We start from the raw sequence: 17,732 nt of genomic DNA, 5'->3' as shown, positions 1-17,732 counted from the left end.
TCCTCAACGCTTGAGGATAGTCACGGCGCAGGCACCGTGTTCGAAACCGGATATGCCGCCGCCGGTGGCATGGGCGAGGCCGACGCGCGCGCCTTCCACCTGATGTGCGCCGCAACGCCCCTGCAGCTGCCGCACGATCTCGACGATCTGCGCCACACCGGTGGCCGCAACAGGATGGCCGCGCGCCATCAGCCCGCCCGACGGATTGATGGGATGCTTGCCTCCCAACGAGGTCGCGCCGCTTTTCAGCAGGCTGATCGCTTCGCCCGGCCGGCAAAACTGGAAGGTTTCGTAGTACATCAACTCCGCGATCGCGAAGGAATCGTGGATTTCGGCAACGTCGATGTCCTCGGGCCCCAGGCCGGCGATTTCATAGGCCTCGGCCGCCGATTTTCCGGACACGTGCGACTTGATCATGGAGCTCGGGCCTGGCTCGAATTTTCCGGAATGCAGCACCGTGGCGCAGATTTCCACCGGCATGGCGACCTTGGCGCGCTTGACCCAGTCTTCCGACGCCACCACCACCGCGGCCGCCCCGTCGCCGGTAGGGCAGCAATGCAGCAGGCGTAGCGGGTCGGCGATCATGCGCGAACCTTCGACTTCATCCAACGTGACGGGCTTGCGCATCTGTGCCAACGGATTCAACGCACCGTGCTTGCGCGCCTTCACCGATACCTGTGAGAAGTCGCCGCGCGATATGCCATGCTCGTACACGTAGCGTTGCGCACGCATGGCGTAGACACCCGGCATGGTCAGGCCGTGTGCGGCATCCCAATCGTCGGGACTGAGCGGCAATGGACCACCGCCCAGCTTGCTGAGCATTTCGACGCCGAAGACCAGCGCGACATCGGCCGTTCCCGCGCGTATGCGACTGACCGCCTCGCCCAAGGCGGTGGATCCGCTGGAACAGGCGTTTTCCACGTTGATGATGGGCAGGCCGGTCAGCCCGATCTTGCCCAACACCTGCTGGCCGGTCAGCATGCCGCCTAGCATCGACGCGGAATACGCGACGTCGATATCTTCCTTGGCCACGCCGCTATCGAGGATGGCCTCGCGCACGGCGGGCCAGGCGAATTCACGATGGCTCATTTCAGGAAAGCGGCCGAAGGGCACCATGCCCGTGCCGATCAGATAGACCTTGGGTGTCATCGGGCGACCTCCTTCGGGACGAACTTGAAATCCACGGGGGCGCTGGTGCGCGCGCCTTCCACGGGCGCCGCCGCCACCACGCGGACCGGGCTGTCGCATACGGGGGGTGTGTCTTCCGTGTATCCGCCCAGATGCCCAAACACTCTTATGTTTTCCGGAAAGTCCACATAGCCCGCGTAGGTAATACCGGCGCCGTGACGCATGGTGGTGTAGCTGTAGAGCCTGCCTTCCGCATTCAGGCGCAGCGGGCGCACGGCCAGCGACATGCAGCGCGGACACACCGTGGAAGGCGGGAACGTGTGATAGCCGCATTCGTCGCACAGCGTGGCCAACAAACGGACCTCGTCCGCCGTCTTCTCCAGATAAGGCAGCACGGTGAGCGCTGCCGCAGGGTGTGCATCCGCCATTTGTCTCCTCCGTCATATTCCGCTGGTTGGAATGACTTACTATTCATTTGAATGGAATGGGATTCTATACACTTGAATCCCGGCCGGCAATAGCCTTCAAGGAGTGGATCGATGAGCGAGGAAGCCCACAGCACGCTGTTGCGCAGCGTGCGCGTACTTTTCGGGCTGGCGGAGGCTGGGCGCCCCATCACGGTGACACGGCTCGCGAGCGTGCTGGACCTGCCGGCCAGCACGACGCATCGCATCCTGAACGTCTTGCGGCAGGCAGATTACGTCACGCAGGATGAGGAGACCGGCGCCTACAGCCCAGGACCCGCATTCCTGCGCGTGGCGACCGTGATGGTGGCGTCCAGCAGCTTCCCCGCGTCGGTCAACGACGCCCTGCGGCTGCTGGTGGATGGAAGCGGCGAGTCGGCGTTCTACGGGGCTTACCTGGAGCAGGTGTCCCGCATGCGCTTCATTGCCAACCTGCACTCCCATCATGCGATCCAATACGTCATGCGCACCGACCAGACATATTCCGTGCTGTGGGGCGCGTCCGGCCGTTCGATCGCGTCGCAATTGCCCGAGCCCACCCTGCGCATGATCTACGACCGCGAAAAGGCTGGCGGCGAAGGCGTCGCCGCCTTGCCTGACTGGGACACCTTCGTCGAATGGATGCGGGAGGCGCGTGCCGCGGGCTACAGCATTTCGGACGGCCAGCGGTATGAAGGCTCGCACGCGATCGCCGCTCCCGTGTTTGGCGCCAGCGGCGCGGTCATCGGCTGCGTTGGCATTTCCATGCCCCTGGCGCGCAAGGACCCGCAAAAGACCGCACGCTGCATAGAACTGGTCAATGCCTGTGCGATCCAGCTATCGCGTGCGGCGCGATCGACCGGGACGCGTCAGGAAGATCGAACCGCCTTCACGTTGCCTTGAGCAATGGCGAGGCGAAGTTGAAGACCGGGAGTCTCGGCCCGCTTCGCACCAGTGCGGCCCCTGTTCGCCCTGAAGTCTGACGAAAGGCCCCCGAAAGCAAACATCGCGCACCAATCCGCGGCGCGGTTCGCACCACCACCGTGCCATACCCCAGGCCGGACGCCTACTATTGGTGCACGAACTCACGATGACGTGCGCGTCGATGCGTACGCGCCGCGCCGTCGCGGACTGCCCGCGCCACCCCAACCCATGCCGGCCGGCCGCCGCACCGCACCCAGGGGGAGGCCCGCCCCTGCATGAGAAATTGGCATACGTTTTGCTTTTCATGCTCGTGCCTCCGCGCATCGACAGCCGCGCGGGCCGCCGCTGTACGACGCATTGCCACGCACTCCTGCCGGCCCGTGCCGGCTCACCGTTAAGGATCCCGACAACATGAACCGCAGACTCGTACTCAAACAATTGACGGCCGCCAGCGTGATGGCGATGACGGGATGGCTGCCGGAAGCCCTGGCCGCCGAAGAGACCATCAAGGTCGGCATCCTGCATTCGCTGTCCGGCACGATGGCGATTTCCGAGACGTCGCTGAAAGACGTTGCCCTGATGACCATCGAAGAAATCAACGCGGCCGGCGGCGTGATGGGCAAGAAGCTCGAACCCGTGATCGTGGACCCCGCGTCGAACTGGCCGCTGTTCGCCGAAAAGGCCCGCCAGTTGCTGTCGCAGGACAAGGTCGCAGTGGTGTTCGGTTGCTGGACCTCGGTGTCGCGCAAGTCGGTCCTGCCGGTATTCAAGGAATTGAACGGCCTGCTGTTCTACCCCGTTCAGTACGAAGGCGAGGAACTCGAACACAACGTCTTCTACACCGGCGCCGCGCCCAACCAGCAGGCCATCCCCGCGGTGGAGTACCTGATGAGCGAAGACGGCGGCGGCGCCAAGCGTTTCGTGCTGCTGGGTACGGACTACGTCTATCCCCGTACGACCAACAAGATCCTGCGCGCCTTCCTGCACTCCAAGGGCATCAAGGACCAGGACATCCAGGAGGTCTACACGCCCTTCGGCCACTCCGATTATCAGACCATCGTCGCCAACATCAAGAAGTTCGCCACCGGCGGCAAGACGGCCGTGGTCTCCACCATCAACGGCGATTCCAACGTGCCCTTCTACAAGGAACTGGGCAATGCCGGCCTGAAGGCGACCGACGTTCCGGTCGTGGCGTTCTCGGTGGGCGAAGAAGAACTGCGCGGCGTGGACACCAAGCCGCTGGTCGGCCACCTGGCCGCCTGGAATTACTTCGAGTCCATCAAGAATCCGGTCAACGCCGAATTCATCAAGAAGTGGAAGGCCTACGCCAAGGCCAAGAACCTGCCGAACGCGGATACGGTGGTCACCAACGACCCGATGGAAGCCACCTACATCGGCATCCATATGTGGAAGCAGGCGGTCGAACAGGCCAAGACGACGGACGTCTCCAAGGTCATCGCGGCGGTGGGCGGCCAGAAGTTCAATGCGCCTGACGGCTACACCATCGAGATGGACAAGACCAACCATCACCTGCACAAGCCCGTCTACATCGGCGAAATCCGCGCCGATGGCCAGTTCAACGTCGTCTGGAAGAGCAAGGGGCCCATCCGCGCGCAACCGTGGAGCCCCTACATCCCCGGCAACGAAGGCAAGCAAGGCCTGTAATGGCGATCCTTGCCGGGACGGCCCGCAAGGCCGGCCCGCAAGGACGCCGCCGAGTACGGAAACGCATAGGAAGGAACGGCATCGCCATGCGCCTCGCGCTCTTCGCAATCTCTCTGCGCCGCCTGTTGGCCGCATGGCTGCTCGCCATGCCCATGGCGGCGGCGCTGGGCGCGGGGCTCGATGCCTCGCTGCTCGCGCCGCTGGCCGGCGACGATACCGACGCCAAGCTGGAGGCGATCGGCAAACTGGGCCAGTCCACGCAAGCCGAGGCCGCCGATGTATTGGCGGCCATGGGTTCGGACCGCCTGTATGCCACGGCCGACGGCCGCGTGCTGGTCGATACCGGCAAGGGCGCGCTCGACCCGGCCACGGGGCAGAGCCTGACGATGCCGGCCGACGCAAGCGCCGTCATGATCAATAACCGCCTGCGCCGCGCCATCGATGGCGCGCTGGCGGAATCGCGGCTGCATGCCGCCGATCCCGCCCAGCGCCTGGCCGCCGCGCAGCGCCTGCAGCAAACGTCGCAGGCCAGCGTGCTGCCGCAGATCGTCGCCGCGCTGGACAAGGAAAAAGACCCGCAGGTACGGGCCGCGCTGGAAATCGCGCAAGCCAATCTCGAACTGAAAAGTCCCGACGCCAACGTGCGCCGTCACGCGGTCGACATCCTGGGCCGCAGCCTGAACACGGGCTTCATTCCCGTGCTGACGGCGATGACCGGCCGCGATGCGCAGGGCAATTACACGGAAGCGGACGCCGGCGTTCGCGATGCCGCGGCCGCGGCGCTGCGCGCCATCGATCGCCACCTGGCCGCCATCGAATGGGCCGGCAATCTCTTCTACGGCATCAGCCTGGGCAGCGTGCTGTTGCTGGCCGCGCTGGGCCTGGCCATCACCTTCGGCCTGATGGGCGTCATCAACATGGCCCACGGTGAATTGCTGATGATAGGCGCCTATGCCACCTTCGCCGTGCAGGGTGCGTTCCGCGCCTGGGCGCCCGCCTGGCTGGACTGGTACGTGATCGCCGCGCTGCCGGTCGCCTTCGTCGTGACCGCGCTGGTGGGCATGGCGCTGGAACGCACCGTCATCCGCTGGCTGTACGGCCGGCCGCTGGAAACGCTGCTGGCGACCTGGGGCATCAGCCTGATCCTGATGCAACTGGTGCGCTCGCTGTTCGGCGCGCAGAACGTGGAAGTCAGCAATCCCGGCTGGATGAGCGGCGGCGTCACCGTCATGGGCGGACTGGTGCTGACCTACAACCGTATCGTCATCATCGTGTTCTCGCTGCTGGTGCTGTTCTTCGTGTGGCTGCTGCTGAATCACACGCGGCTGGGCCTGTTCGTGCGCGCCATCACGCAGAATCGCCGCATGGCCGACTGCGTGGGCGTCCCGACGGGGCGCATCGATATGCTGGCCTTCGGGCTCGGTTCCGGCATTGCCGGGCTGGCGGGCGTGGCGCTGTCGCAGCTGGGCAACGTCGGGCCGGACCTGGGCCGCGGCTACATCGTCGACTCCTTCATGGTGGTGGTGCTGGGCGGCGTCGGCCAGCTCGCGGGCACCGTCATCGCCGCCCTGGGCCTGGGCGGCCTCAACAAGATCATGGAGCCCTACGCGGGCGCCGTGCTGGCCAAGATCGCCATCCTGGTGCTGATCGTGCTGTTCGTGCAAAAGCGGCCGCAAGGCCTGTTCGCCCCGCGTGGCCGGAGCGTCGAATGAAGATGTCCCCTTCCATGGACCTGGCCGCGATGGCGCGGCCCCCCTTGTATTCCCGGCGCGCCTGGGTGGCGCTGGCCCTGGTGGCGCTGATCCTGGCCTTGCCGCCGCTGCTGAACCTGGCCTTCCCGCCGGGCAGCCCCTTGCACATATCCTCGTACGTGGTGGCGCTGCTGGGCAAATTCATGTGCTACGCACTGGCCGCGCTGGCGCTGGACCTGGTCTGGGGCTATGCGGGCATCCTGTCGCTGGGCCACGGGCTGTTCTTCGCGCTGGGAGGCTATGCCCACGGCATGTACCTGATGCGTGCCATCGGCCATGACGGCGTCTACAAGAGCGACCTGCCGGACTTCATGGTGTTCCTGAACTGGAAGTCCTATCCCTGGTACTGGTCGTTCACCGAGCATTTCTGGTACGCCGCCTTGCTGGTGGTGCTGGTGCCGGGCGTACTGGCCTTCGTGTTCGGCTACTTCGCCTTCCGCTCGCGCATCAAGGGCGTGTACTTCTCCATCATCACCCAGGCCCTGACGTTCGCCGCCATGCTGCTGTTCTTCCGCAACGACACCGGCTTCGGCGGCAACAACGGATTCACGGATTTCAAGCGCATCCTGGGTTTCGACATCACGTCGGCGGGCACGCGCGCGGCGCTCTACTGGATCACGCTGGCCTTCCTGGGCGGCTGCCTGGTGCTGGCGCGGTCGGTCACGCAATCCAAGCTGGGCCGCGTGCTGACCGCCGTACGGGATTCGGAAAGCCGGCTGCGCTTCATCGGCTATGAGCCGCTGGGCTTCAAGCTGTTCGTCTGGACGCTGTCGGCGGTGATGTGCGGCATCGCCGGTGCCCTCTACGTCCCGCAGGTGGGCATCATCAATCCCGGCGAAATGTCCACCGAGAACTCCATCGAAATGGTGATCTGGGTCGCCACCGGCGGACGCGGCACCTTGATCGGTCCCATCCTGGGCGCCGGCGTCGTCAACGGCCTGAAGACCTGGTTCACCAGCGTGTTCCCGGAGTTCTGGCTGTACGCGCTGGGCCTGATTTTCGTGCTGGTGACGCTGTTCCTGCCACAGGGCATCGTCGGCCTGGTGCGGCAGCTCGCCGCCGCGCGCGCCGACCGCCGCGCACGCGCGCAAGGCACGCCGCCATCCATGGGAGCCGATCCGGACGGCGAAAGGAGGGTCACGGAATGAGCCGCGAAGCAATACCCCCGCACGTGCCCGCCGAGCCGCCGCTTGCGGAAAACGACGGCCCCAGCGGCAGCGCAAGCTATGGGCGCGTCAACTCCAGGGACGTCGACACCACGCACGGGGCGATCCTGTACCTGGATGGCATCACCGTCAGTTTCGACGGTTTCAAGGCACTCAACAACCTGACGCTGGACATCAGCGTCGGCGAGCTGCGCTGCATCATCGGTCCCAACGGCGCCGGCAAGACAACGATGATGGACGTGATCACCGGCAAGACCCGGCCCACATCCGGATCGGCCTTTTTCGGCCAGAACATCGACCTGACCACGCTGAACGAGGCGCAGATCGCGCATGCCGGGATCGGCCGAAAATTCCAGCGCCCCACGGTCTTCGAGAACCACACCGTGTTCGAGAACCTGGAACTGGCGATGAAGACCGATAAACGTGTGCGGCCCACGCTGTTCGCCCGGCTGGACAGCGCGCAGGCGGACCGCATCGCCGAAACGCTCGCGCTGATCCGCCTGACGGCGGAGGCCTACCGTCCGGCCGGCCTGTTGTCGCACGGGCAGAAACAGTGGCTGGAGATCGGCATGCTGTTGATGCAGGAGCCGCGCCTGCTGCTGCTGGACGAGCCGGTGGCCGGCATGACCGACGCCGAAACCGAACGCACGGGCGAGCTGCTGAACGAACTGCGGGGCCGGCACTCGCTGATGGTGGTGGAGCACGATATGGATTTCGTGACCGGCATCGCCGGCGACGGCAAGGTCACCGTACTGCACGAAGGCTCGGTCCTGGCCGAAGGCAGCATGGCCGAGGTCCAAGCCCATCCACGGGTTATCGAAGTTTACTTGGGCCGTTGACATGCTCGACGTACAAGCCATCAATCAATACTACGGCGGCAGCCACACCCTGCGCGGCGTATCGCTGGACGTCAGGCAGGGCGAATGCCTGGCCCTGCTGGGCCGCAACGGCGTGGGCAAGACCACGCTGCTGAAATGCCTGATGGGCGTACTGCCGCTGGCCAGCGGCAAGGTACTGTTCGAAGGCCAGGACGTTTCGAAGTTGCCCCCGCACCGGCGGGCCGCCATGGGCATGGCCTACGTGCCGCAGGGCCGCGACATCTTCGCCCGCCTGACGGTGGAAGAAAACATCGTCATGGGCATGGCGGCGTTCTCGGGCTCCAAGGCGCGGCGCATCAAGGACGAAGTCTTCGAACTCTTTCCCGTGCTGAAGACCATGCTGGCGCGCCGCGGCGGCGATCTGTCCGGCGGCCAGCAGCAGCAACTGGCCATCGCGCGGGCCCTGGTCGCCGAACCGAAGCTGATCATCTTCGATGAGCCGACAGAAGGCATACAGCCTTCCATCATCAAAGACATCGGCCGCGTCATCCGCCTGCTGCGGGAACGCGGCGACATCGGCATCCTGCTGTGCGAGCAGTACTTCGACTTCGCCCACGAACTGGCCGACCGCTTCGTCGTCATGTCGCGCGGCGAGGTCGTGGCGCGCGGCGAGCAGGCCGCGATGGGCGACGCGGAAGTCCGGCGCCATCTTTCCGTTTGAGGGCACCGTGCCGCGTGGGACGGGCCTGGGCAGGGCCGCCCGAGCCGGTCCGCAGCCAGCCGCGGAGGCCCGGAAGGCCTAGAAGCTCCAGCCCACGCCCGTGCCGTAGATGGACTCGTTCATGCTTTCGCGGGTGCCGGTAACCAGGTCGCGCGCGTATTTCACGTACAGCGACAAGGTGCTGTTGATGTTGTAGCGCAGGCCGACTTCGCCGTTCAGGCCGAAGCCGGCGTCGCCCAGCGCCCGATAGAATTCGCCGTTGGTGTACACCTGGAATTGCTTGCCGCTCAGGTAGCGCGTGTAGTTCCAGCGCAATCCGCCGGCGAAGAAGCCTTCGTTGCCGCCGTCGCTGTAGCCGTATTCCACTCGTCCCACCAGCGCCGACAGCGAGAACGCCCCCAGTTCGTCATCCCAGAACTGATAGCCCGGGCCGGTGCCGTAGGCGGTCTGGCGGCTGACTTCCTCGACGAAGTCGCGCTTGTAGCGGATGCGGCCCTGCCAGAACGCCTTCTCGGTCAGGAAGCGGTCCAGCGCGTAGTCGCCGCCGTAGTTGTCCGTGCCGACGTCATCGCCGTCCTTGCTGCGGTTGTAGGCCGCGCTGAGGACATTGCGCCACAGTCCGCGGCGCGCATCCAGGGAAAACGCGGCCGCGTAATTCTGCGAATTGACCGACGCGGTTTTCTGCGCCAGTGACAAGTCCAGCTTGCCCTTCACCGCCGTCTCGCCGAGCAATGGCTTGGGCGCCGTCATGCTTTGCAGCGACGAAAGCGCGACGTCGGTCTTGACCTCGTTATCGCCGTCCGGGCTGCGCTGCACGCCCTCCACCTGCACCTTGCCCTGGTCGGCGCTCACCAGCTTGGCGTAGTAGTCGTGCTCCACGGACTTGTCGCGGATGACCAGCGCCTTGTCGCTCTGCAAGGTCTTTACGTGCTTGAACTGCAGGCGCACGTCGCCGCCGTAGGGGGTGTTCACCAGCAGGATGCCGTTGTCCAGGGACAGGATGTTGCCCGTGATGCGGTCGCCATTGTCCATCCACACCGTGCCGGCCTGCGCGCAGGCGGCGAACAAGGCCAGGGAGGACAGCAGGAGAAAACGGACAATGCGGCGGCACGGCGCCGCGTAGGCGTGGTTCGGCATGGCTTGTTTCAGGGAGTGGGGGCTATGGACCAGGCAGGCGGCTCAGCGCCATACAGCTCTGCCATGAGGCCTACATCCTAAAGACTCCGCACGCGACGCCACACGAATGGATGTAACCAGAGACTTGGCAGGTAAGCGCACGTTGCCCCGGCCGTACGCCCGCGTGGGGCTTGCCCGGAAGCGCTGATGCTTCTTGTATCGTCACTGTCAGCCCACGCGTGGCGTTCCGCGCCAGCGGTGCCGCCGGCCCGTTTGCCGAGGGCCCTTCGGCTGGAAAGACAGGCGCCAGGATTTATGTATAATGCCGGTCTTGCTGCTGACCCAGGCACCGCGCCAGGCCAGCCAGTACGCGGGAATAGCTCAGTTGGTAGAGCGCAACCTTGCCAAGGTTGAGGTCGCGAGTTCGAGACTCGTTTCCCGCTCCAGAATTTGGCATGCGGGCTGGTGAACAGCCTGCGGGCCGATCAAAAAAGGCGAATCGCAAGATTCGCCTTTTTCTTTGCGCGTCACTATCTGGCTGGCAGCCATGCCTTGTCCTGCCGCTGACATGCACGACCGCTCGGCCGTCGAGATTTACACGTACCTGGATGCATACGCCCCGCATCGGGGAAATATATTGTTGGCGCACCGAAGCAAGCCTTTGGCTATGCAATACTGCTCCGTCGATCATGTGGGAGCCTACCCGTGCGCCTTCCGCAGCTTCATTACTCCCTGCGCCAGCTGCGCTATTTTGTGGCGACGGCCGAAACCCTCTCGTTCACGGCGGCCGCCAAGGCGCTGCATATCTCGCAGCCGTCCATGTCCACGGCCCTGGCCGAGCTGGAGTCCAGCTTCGGTGTGCAACTGTTCATCCGCCACCACGCCTCAGGACTTTCCCTGACCCAGGCTGGACAGGAAATGCTGGGGCGCGCCCGAGCGCTGCTGAAGAATGCCGAAGAGCTGCAGAACGCCGCGCGGGACATCGATGCGGGCCTGTCCGGCGATATCGCGCTGGGTTGCCTGACGTCCCTGGCGCCACCGCTGTTGCCGGGCCTGATCAGCCGGTTCATGAAGGCACACACGGGCATCAGCTTCCGCACCCGCGAAGCGCCGCAGAACGAGTTGCTGGATGGGCTGTACGACGGTTCGCTGGACGTCGCACTGACCTACGACATCGACACCGGCGATACCATCGACTTCCAGCCGCTGCTGACGCTGCCGCCATACGTCATCCTGCCGAAGAACCATCCACTCGCATCCCGCCGCACCATCCCCATCCCCAGCCTGCTGACGGTGCCTTATGTGATGCTTGACCTGCCTCACAGCCGTGAATATTTTTCGCGGCTTTTCGATTCCCTGGGCGAGCGTCCCACACCCGTATTCCAATCCGCTCAGCCCGAAGTCGTGCGCGGCCTGGTCGCCAACGGCCTGGGATACAGCATCCTGAACTTTCCGTTGAAATCCACCCGCACCGTCGACGGCGCCGAATTCGCGGTCCGTCCCTTCAGCGGCGAAGTCGGCGCGATCACATTGGGCATCGCTCAAGCCGCCGGGATGAAACCCAGGCGGGCGGTGCAGCAATTCGCCGCATACTGCGGCGAGTACATACGCACGCACTACAAGCGGAGGGCCGGCCGCGCATAGCTGTTAACCCTGATGCTGCATAGCCGCAAACTTGGGGTTGTATTCAAAAACAATATTTTGTTTTTGCGCCCGATCTGGCCGAGACTTGTGCAAAGCACACAACGACAGCCAAGGGGAAATCATGCGAGCGCTCATCACCGCATCCATCATGGCGCTGGCGGCGATTGGTACCGCCAGCGCGCAAAATCCGGACGACGGCTACCCATCCAAGCCCATCCACCTGGTCGTGCCCTATCCGGCCGGCGGAATGCCGGATCGCGTTGCGCGCGACGTCGCCCAGGAACTGCAAGGACGCCTCAACCAGCCTGTGATCGTGGAAAACCGGTCTGGAGCATCGGGCAATATCGGCTTCGATTATGCGATGCGCCAGCCGGCCGACGGCTATACGCTGGTGTTGTCCCCCGCCTCGAACCTGGCAACCCAGAAAGCGTTGTTCAAATCCCTTTCCTATGATCCCCAGCGCGATTTCGAGGTCGTGTCCGTGCTGGTCGAAGCGCCGCAGATATTGCTGGTCAACCCGAAGGTGGAAGCGGAAAGCGTCGGGCAACTGATCGCTTTCGCGCGCGCGCACCCTGGCAAACTGAGTTTCGGCACCACGTTGGGCGCATTCTCGCATCTGGCGGGCGAACTGATGCGGACGCAGGAGGGAATCAGCTTCGCAACCATTCCATACCAGGGAAGCAATGTGGCCGTGCGCGATCTCCTCGGCGGCCAGGTGGACATGATGTTCTACGACAGTGTGGGTTCGATCCCCCTGATACGCGGCGGCAAGGTGCGCGCCCTGGGCGTGGCGTCCTCCACGCGGCTGGTGGCCTTGCCCGACGTGCCGACCATGGACGAAGCCGGAATGAAGGGGTTCGAGGCCATATCCTGGTACGCGCTGGTGACCCGCACCGGCACCCCGGACTCGGTGGTGAATACGCTCGGCAAGGAACTACGCGAGATCCTGGCATCCCCTGCCTTCCGCAAGCGCTACGAAGAAATGGGCGCGTCGACCGTCTCGTGGACGACCAAGGAGGCCGCGGCCTTCGTGGCATCCGAAACCGCCAAATGGACCGCGGTCATCAAAACCGCCGGCGTGCAGGCCAACTAACGTCAACATAACGATCCACACCAGCAAGGGACCAATATGGCCAAAGTCGATTTCCGCATCCTCAATCGCGAACAGGTCTCCGACCTCATACCCGCCGGCGCCGAGCTCGTGGACATTGTCGCCAGGGGATTGCAGGCGCATGCCCAGGGCAAGGTGGTCCTGCCGCCCAAGGCCCATGTGGATCTGGACGACAGGTTCAACGGGCATCTGAATATCCTCGTGGGCTGGGCCGAGCCAGCTGGGCTTTCGGGCGTCAAGGTCATCAGCGACTACGTCGACAACTACAAGCTCGGGCTACCGTCGGAAGTGGCGATGCTGACGCTGTACGACCCGAAGACGGGAGTTCCGGTGGCCATTATCGATGCAACGGACATCACGACCTGGAGAACCGGGGCGGTCACCACGATAGGCGCGCGCCACCTGGCGCCATCGGGCAGCAAGATCCTGGGCCATATCGGCGCACGCGGCACGGCGTTCGCGAACATTGCCCTCATGGCCCGCCAGTTCGACCTGGAAGAAGTCCGCATACACAGCAAGCGCAGCGAAACCCGTGAGCTGCTGGCCAAGCGCGTCAGGGAGGAACTGAAAATCAAAGCCGTCGCCGTCGACTCCACGGAGGCCGCCGTCCGCGATGCTGACATCGTGGTCGAGGCGACGCGCCTTGAAAAACCGGAAATACTGATCCGGGACGCATGGCTCAAGCCGGACTGCCTGCTGGTGTGCTACGGCTGGAAGATGGCGGTCGACCCCGCAACGGTACTGACGGCGTCCAAGGTAGTGGTGGACGATTGGCGCCAGTGCTGCGTCGGCGGCCAGCTGCATGAGCTGATCGTGCAAGGCAAGCTGACCCGGGACATGCTCCACGCGGAAATCGGCGAGATCGTCGACGGAAGCCGGGCAGGCCGTGAAGAAGGCGATGGCCGCATCGTCTTCTGGCACCGTGGCTTCGCCATCAGCGACATCATGGTCGGCCGCGCCGTTATCGACCGCGCGCAAGCGCGGGGCGTGGGAACGTCCTTCACCCTGTTCGACGGCCCCGACGAATAGCCGATTTCCCCGCGCTCAGGCCGCCAGAAACAGGCCTTCGCTTACGCACTGGGCCACGTGTTCTTCGATCGCGCCGCGGAAAGCTTTCGCGGCGAGGCTGACGGGCCGTCCCTTGGCAACGGCAAGCATGCGCGTGACGGAGAAGGCCCGGATCGGCACCGCCACCAGGCCCTGCCAGATCGCCGATGTCCGCGAGACCGACCCCGGCATCACCACCACGCCGACCCCGGCACGGGCCAGTTGCGCGGCGCCCTCTCCACCATCCATCTGTATGACGGGCTGCACCGCGCCGTGCTGCGCTTCGAGGCTGTTGCGCAAGCCCAGCGAAATGATGATCGGGAGCTTGGCCAGCTCACGGGCGTGCAGGCTGGACCGGGCGGCCAGCTTGCTGCCCGGTTGGCAGAAGACGGCGATCTCCTGCCTCATCAAGGGCGTGAAGCGGATGTGTTCCTGGTTGCCCGGATCCGAGACGATAGCCATGTCGATGGTGCCCGCGGACAGGCGATGCAACGCGTCCTCGGTCGGGCTTTCGGTCAGCTCGAGCCGGACCTGCGGAAATCGTGGGCGGAAATCCAGCGCGGTCCGCCCGTACAGGGCCTGGCCCACCGTCGGAGCCGCCGACATGCGCACCGTGCCACGCACGTCGCGATTGGAGCCTCGCATCCCTCGGTTGAAATCCGAGACATCCTGGGTGGCGCTCTGCAATTCACGCAGGATGAACCTGGCACGCTCCAGGAACATGAGACCGCTGTCGGTCAGCTCCACGCCGGCGACACTGCGTGCGAACAGCGGGCCGCCCAGGCTTTCCTCCAGCAGGCGTATCTGCCGGCTGATGGCCGACTGGGCCACGTGCAACACCGCGGCGGCCGCGCTGATGCTGCCCTTCTCCGCCACCGCCAGGAAATACCGCACCGGCCGCAGATCCATCCGCGTCTCCTTGTACAAGGCGATATAAATTATAGATGGAAGGTATCTGAAAACTATTATTTTTAGTTGGTTCGGCACGGTCCAGAATACCCAGGCAAACTACAAAACGGAGGCAACATGGCCACCATGGACAAGGCGCCGCGCGCGTCACGATCCGCCTGGGCGCAGCTAGCGAAACGGACCCGGCATAAGCATCCAGGCTGGGGCGCGATCGCGTTGGCCACCCTGCTGTCGGGTACCACCGTCCATGCCGAGTACCCTGACAAGCCGGTGCGCGCCATCGTGCCATTCGCGGCGGGCGCGGGTGCCGACATCGCGTCGCGCTTCATGGCCGAAAAGCTGAGCGCGATGTGGGGCAAGGGCGTGGTCGTGGAAAACCAGGTCGGCGCCAATAGCATCATCGGCGCACAGCAGGTCGCTCGCGCCCCCGCCGACGGCTATACGCTGCTGGTTCCCAACGACACTACCCTGGCGGCCAACCCATGGTTGTATGCCAGGCTTCCCTATGTCCCCTTGAAGGACTTCGCGCCCATCGCGCTGATCGGCGAGACGCCCTTTGTGCTGGTGGCGTCGCCGCGACTCCCGGCACGCTCGGTGAAGGAACTGGTCGAGCTGGCGCGAGCCAGACCCGGCACGATCAACTTCGGCTCCAGCGGCCTGGCCAGCGCGCAGCATCTGCCGATGGAAATGCTGATGCACAGCGCGCACATCAAATTGATGCATGTTCCGTACAAGAGCGCATCGGATGCGGCGGTCGGCGTCGTGAGTGATCAGATACAGGTGATGTTCGCAGGAGTGTCCGCGGTGCTGCCATTCCTGCAGTCCGGCAGGCTGGTCCCGCTTGCGGTCAGCACGGCCGAAAGGCTTGCCGTACTGCCCCAGGTGCCCACGATAGCCGAGTCGGGCTACCCCGGCTTCCGTTATGGCGCATGGCTGGGTTTCGTGGCGCCCGCCGGCACGCCGGCAGCCATCGTGAGCAAGATAAATGCCGACGTCAACAGCGTGCTACGCCGCCCGGAGACACGCCAACGGCTGACCGAACTCGGCTTCCTGCCCGCCGCGCCGGCCACACCGGACGCCTTCCGCACGTTCATCAGTGACGAGACCGAACGCTACGGCACGCTGATCCGCGCCGCCGGCATCGAACAGACTCGCTGACGCGACACAACATACACGGACCCCGAACCAGGCCATGCGCATCATCGCCCTACACGAAGCCGCGTTTCCGGTGCAAAGCACCATGCGCAATGCGGTATTCTCCTTCGCGGAGATGACCACCTCCATCGTCGCCGTCAAGCTCGATCCCGGCGCTGGCGCGGCGCCAATAACCGGCTACGCCTTCAACTCCACCGGCCGCTATGCCTGCGGCCAATCGATGCGCGACCGCTTCTTCCCGCGCCTGCTCCGCGCCAAGCCCGAAGCGCTGCTGGACGCCGCCGGCATGCTCGATCCGGAAAAGGCTGTGGCGACGATGCTGGTCGGCGAAAAGCCGGGCGGCCACGCCGAACGTTGCATCGCCATCGGCACCATCGAGACCGCGCTGTGGGACGCCTTGGGCAAGGCGCGGGACCTGCCCACCGCGGAACTGCTGGCGCGCCGATACCGCGGCGGCCCGATGCGGCAGAGGGTGTCGGTATACGTGGGCGGCGGATGGTATCGCCCGGGCGGCGTTCCGCGGGACGTGGCCGACGAGATCCGTGACCACCAGGAAAGCGGCTATACGCACGTCAAGATCAAGGTGGGCGGCGCGTCGCTGGACGAAGACCTGCGGCGCATCGACTGCGCCCTGGGCGTGTTGCCCGACAGCGGGCACCTGGCGGTGGACGCCAACTGCAAATTCGAGCGCGACGAGGCGCTCACCTATGCGGCCGCGCTGGCCCCGTACCGGCTGCGCTGGTTCGAAGAACCATGCGACCCCAACGACTACTCGTTGATGGCGGAGCTCGCCTCCGTCTACGCGCCGCCGCTGTCGGCCGGAGAGAACCTCTACGGCATGCAGGATGTGGTGAACCTGGTTCGCCTGGGCGGCTGGCGTAGCGGACAAGACCTGATCCAGGTGGATCCTCCGCAATCCTATGGCATGGCCGCATACGCCACCATGGTGCTCGATCTGGAAGCGCGGGGCTGGCCGCCGTCCAGCCACTTCCCGCATGGCGGCAACCAGATGTCGCTGGCCCTGGCCGCCGGACTGGGCCTGGGCGGCTGCGAGGCCTATCCCGGTGTGTTCGGCTCCTTCGGCGGCTACGCGGACGGTACGGTGGTGGAAGAAGGCTATGTACATCCGCCACAGTTGCCCGGCATCGGCTTCGAGGGCCACAGCGCGCTGTACGCATTGATGCGCACGGTCGGTGCGGACTGACGCCGATCGCTCCTCAGCCGGGACCGCGCGCGGCCCCCGCGCCGTTCCCCCATCTGCAAGTAACCCTGGAATACGCCTATGAACTTCGTCACTTTCCGAACCGCCACCGACGTTACGCCCCGCCTGGGCGCCGTGGTGGATGACTCGGTCGTCGCCCTTCCCGGCGACATGGCCAGCCTCTGCGCCAGTGGCGCTGCCGGCTTCGCCGCGGCGACACGGACGGCTGCCGCGGCGCCTGCCGCGGATCGCCGCCCCCTGGCCGACGTGGCGCTGCTGCCGGTGGTGCCGCGCCCCGGCAAAATCATCTGCCTGGGCCTCAACTATGCCGACCACGCCGCCGAGGGCGGCAACAACAAGCCGGAATACCCGAGCTTCTTCATGCGTGGCCCATCGTCCCTGACGGCCCACGGCGCACCTTTGCAGCGCCCGCGCGCGTCGACGAAGCTCGACTTCGAAGCCGAGCTGGCCGTGATCATCGGCAAGACCGCGCGCCACCTCGTGCCGGCCAACGCCCTGGAAGCCGTGGCGGGTTATTCCTGCTTCAACGACGGCACGCTGCGCGACTACCAACGCAAGACGGCGCAATGGACGATAGGCAAGAACTTCGACCGGACAGGCGCCTTCGGACCCTGGCTGGTCCCCGCGTCGGCGCTGCCCGCCGGCGCGGCCGGCTTGAAAATCCAATCCCGCCTGAACGGGACGGTCATGCAGAGCAGCAACACCGCGCACATGCTCTTCCCGGTGGAAGAAACGCTGTGCCTCGTCACCGAAGCCATCACCCTGGAGCCGGGAGACGTCATCATCATGGGGACACCGGCCGGGGTCGGCTACGCACGCACGCCGCCAGTGTGGATGAAGGCTGGCGACACGATCGAGATCGAAATTGAAGGGATAGGCGTACTGTGCAACCGCATTGAGGACGAAAGGTGA

The 17,732-nt window shown here is 65.0% G+C and carries 16 protein-coding genes and 1 tRNA gene; 13 read left to right on the top strand and 4 right to left on the bottom strand.

The window, feature by feature from the left end:
• Nucleotides 1-3: 3 nt before the first annotated feature.
• A complete protein-coding gene (locus CAL12_RS06025; RefSeq protein WP_086063665.1) occupies nt 4-1,149 on the bottom strand; it encodes a thiolase family protein in 1,146 nt (381 codons plus the stop codon).
• On the bottom strand, nt 1,146-1,556 hold the full coding sequence (locus CAL12_RS06020; protein ID WP_086063664.1) for a Zn-ribbon domain-containing OB-fold protein: 411 nt from the start codon (nt 1,554-1,556) through the stop codon (nt 1,146-1,148). Before CAL12_RS06020 ends, CAL12_RS06025 begins: the two co-directional genes overlap by 4 nt.
• Nucleotides 1,557-1,667: 111 nt before the next feature.
• On the opposite strand from CAL12_RS06020, the gene CAL12_RS06015 reads away from it, so the two are divergent.
• From CAL12_RS06015 to urtE, 6 genes are all read left to right on the top strand, one after another.
• Nucleotides 1,668-2,474 (top strand): IclR family transcriptional regulator, encoded by an 807-nt coding sequence (locus CAL12_RS06015; protein WP_086063663.1) that lies wholly within the window; start codon nt 1,668-1,670, stop codon nt 2,472-2,474.
• A gap of 432 nt (nt 2,475-2,906) precedes the next feature.
• Nucleotides 2,907-4,160, top strand: a complete 1,254-nt coding sequence (urtA, locus tag CAL12_RS06010) for an urea ABC transporter substrate-binding protein (protein ID WP_086063662.1) — start codon at nt 2,907-2,909, stop codon at nt 4,158-4,160.
• An 86-nt stretch (nt 4,161-4,246) separates the two neighbouring features.
• The gene (urtB, locus tag CAL12_RS06005) at nt 4,247-5,872 is read left to right on the top strand and encodes an urea ABC transporter permease subunit UrtB (RefSeq protein WP_086063661.1); all 1,626 of its coding nucleotides are present in this window, start codon (nt 4,247-4,249) and stop codon (nt 5,870-5,872) included.
• 2 nt (nt 5,873-5,874) lie between these two features.
• On the top strand, nt 5,875-7,059 hold the full coding sequence (urtC, locus tag CAL12_RS06000; protein ID WP_420042784.1) for an urea ABC transporter permease subunit UrtC: 1,185 nt from the start codon (nt 5,875-5,877) through the stop codon (nt 7,057-7,059).
• Complete coding sequence (gene urtD / locus CAL12_RS05995) at nt 7,056-7,916, top strand: urea ABC transporter ATP-binding protein UrtD (protein WP_086063659.1); 861 nt, start codon at nt 7,056-7,058, stop codon at nt 7,914-7,916. Before urtC ends, urtD begins: the two co-directional genes overlap by 4 nt.
• Before the next feature lies 1 nt (nt 7,917).
• The gene (gene urtE / locus CAL12_RS05990) at nt 7,918-8,616 is read left to right on the top strand and encodes an urea ABC transporter ATP-binding subunit UrtE (RefSeq protein ID WP_086063658.1); all 699 of its coding nucleotides are present in this window, start codon (nt 7,918-7,920) and stop codon (nt 8,614-8,616) included.
• Between the two features lie 78 nt (nt 8,617-8,694).
• Here the strand turns inward: urtE and CAL12_RS05985 are convergent, their stop codons facing one another.
• Nucleotides 8,695-9,753, bottom strand: coding sequence for a DUF481 domain-containing protein (locus tag CAL12_RS05985; RefSeq protein WP_086063657.1), 1,059 nt, complete (start codon nt 9,751-9,753; stop codon nt 8,695-8,697).
• A 349-nt stretch (nt 9,754-10,102) separates the two neighbouring features.
• Here CAL12_RS05985 and CAL12_RS05980 point away from each other — a divergent pair.
• The 4 genes from CAL12_RS05980 (at nt 10,103) to CAL12_RS05965 (ending at nt 13,516) form a co-directional block, all read left to right on the top strand.
• Nucleotides 10,103-10,178 (top strand) — tRNA-Gly (locus tag CAL12_RS05980).
• A 259-nt stretch (nt 10,179-10,437) separates the two neighbouring features.
• Nucleotides 10,438-11,376 carry a LysR family transcriptional regulator gene (locus tag CAL12_RS05975; protein ID WP_086063656.1) on the top strand — a complete coding sequence of 313 codons (939 nt, stop codon included), beginning with the start codon at nt 10,438-10,440 and terminating at the stop codon, nt 11,374-11,376.
• 121 nt (nt 11,377-11,497) lie between these two features.
• Nucleotides 11,498-12,469, top strand: a complete 972-nt coding sequence (locus CAL12_RS05970) for a Bug family tripartite tricarboxylate transporter substrate binding protein (protein ID WP_086063655.1) — start codon at nt 11,498-11,500, stop codon at nt 12,467-12,469.
• Between the two features lie 36 nt (nt 12,470-12,505).
• Nucleotides 12,506-13,516: an ornithine cyclodeaminase family protein gene (locus CAL12_RS05965; RefSeq protein ID WP_086063654.1), complete on the top strand. Its 1,011-nt coding sequence runs from the start codon at nt 12,506-12,508 to the stop codon at nt 13,514-13,516.
• Between the two features lie 15 nt (nt 13,517-13,531).
• On the opposite strand, the gene CAL12_RS05960 is transcribed toward CAL12_RS05965, so the two are convergent.
• Nucleotides 13,532-14,443 (bottom strand): LysR family transcriptional regulator, encoded by a 912-nt coding sequence (locus CAL12_RS05960; RefSeq protein ID WP_086063653.1) that lies wholly within the window; start codon nt 14,441-14,443, stop codon nt 13,532-13,534.
• Nucleotides 14,444-14,560: 117 nt separating this feature from the next.
• Here CAL12_RS05960 and CAL12_RS05955 point away from each other — a divergent pair, with 117 nt between their 5' ends.
• The 3 genes from CAL12_RS05955 (at nt 14,561) to CAL12_RS05945 (ending at nt 17,732) form a co-directional block, all read left to right on the top strand.
• The gene (locus CAL12_RS05955) at nt 14,561-15,601 is read left to right on the top strand and encodes a Bug family tripartite tricarboxylate transporter substrate binding protein (protein ID WP_086063652.1); all 1,041 of its coding nucleotides are present in this window, start codon (nt 14,561-14,563) and stop codon (nt 15,599-15,601) included.
• Between the two features lie 34 nt (nt 15,602-15,635).
• Nucleotides 15,636-16,802 carry an enolase C-terminal domain-like protein gene (locus CAL12_RS05950; RefSeq protein WP_086063651.1) on the top strand — a complete coding sequence of 389 codons (1,167 nt, stop codon included), beginning with the start codon at nt 15,636-15,638 and terminating at the stop codon, nt 16,800-16,802.
• Nucleotides 16,803-16,880: 78 nt separating this feature from the next.
• Nucleotides 16,881-17,732 (top strand): fumarylacetoacetate hydrolase family protein, encoded by an 852-nt coding sequence (locus tag CAL12_RS05945; RefSeq protein ID WP_086063650.1) that lies wholly within the window; start codon nt 16,881-16,883, stop codon nt 17,730-17,732.

This window comes from Bordetella genomosp. 8, assembly GCF_002119685.1.
In the GTDB taxonomy this organism is placed as follows: domain Bacteria; phylum Pseudomonadota; class Gammaproteobacteria; order Burkholderiales; family Burkholderiaceae_B; genus Bordetella_C.
Note: the sequence above shows the minus strand (reverse complement) of the source record. Positions and strands in the feature narration are given on the sequence as shown.